The following is a 682-nucleotide window of genomic DNA, read 5'->3' as shown; positions in this document are numbered from 1 at the left end:
TTCCTCATAAACGGGTCTTTCCTCGGTTTGGTGGTCATAGCGCTAGCTAAACACCCGATCCCATCCCGAACTCGGCAGTTAAGCGCCGTAGCGCCAATGGTACTGCGTCAAAAGACGTGGGAGAGTAGGTCACCGCCAAACCTAGAAAAGACCCCATCAACGATACAAAAAACACCCGGACGCGGGGTGGAGCAGCCCGGTAGCTCGTCAGGCTCATAACCTGAAGGCCGCAGGTTCAAATCCTGCCCCCGCAACCAAATCTATCAAATATATCAAATGCTTAGAACCCGACGTAAACCGTCGGGTTTTTGGCGTTCCGGTTTACATCAACGCCACATCAACACGACATCAGAAAGGCCGCAGCAGCACGGATAATCACGCATCCGCACGCAGCGGCGGGCAACTCGCAGTTGCGCACCTGCTTCCTTCCGGCCATCATCGGCCCATGGTTCCAGACGGTGAATTGACGACGACGGATTTTGCCCGCGGCTTCCTGACCTTGGAACGTCACCATTCGGCGAGGCAGGGGGCGAAACGATGCAACAGGACGAGTTCCGTAAATGGTTGGTGGCGCAGGGCCAGACGGAGGCAACCGCCTCCTCACGGGCGAGCAGCGCAAAGCGCGTGGAACAATATCTGGGCGATCTGGACGAGCTGTTCGCGCAGGAGGATCGGGACAGCA

1 tRNA gene and 1 rRNA gene are annotated in these 682 nt (G+C 57.3%); both read left to right on the top strand.

Annotated features, from left to right (window positions below):
- Positions 1-26 precede the first annotated feature (26 nt).
- Positions 27-141, top strand: a 5S ribosomal RNA gene (gene rrf, locus PKE99_RS39210).
- 39 nt (positions 142-180) lie between these two features.
- Positions 181-257 (top strand) — tRNA-Met (locus PKE99_RS39205).
- The last annotated feature ends 425 nt before the right edge of the window (positions 258-682 follow it).

Source organism: Pseudonocardia halophobica, from assembly GCF_027922425.1.
Classification (GTDB): Bacteria; Actinomycetota; Actinomycetes; order Mycobacteriales; family Pseudonocardiaceae; genus Pseudonocardia; species Pseudonocardia halophobica.
This window is presented reverse-complemented; position numbering and strand designations above follow the sequence as displayed.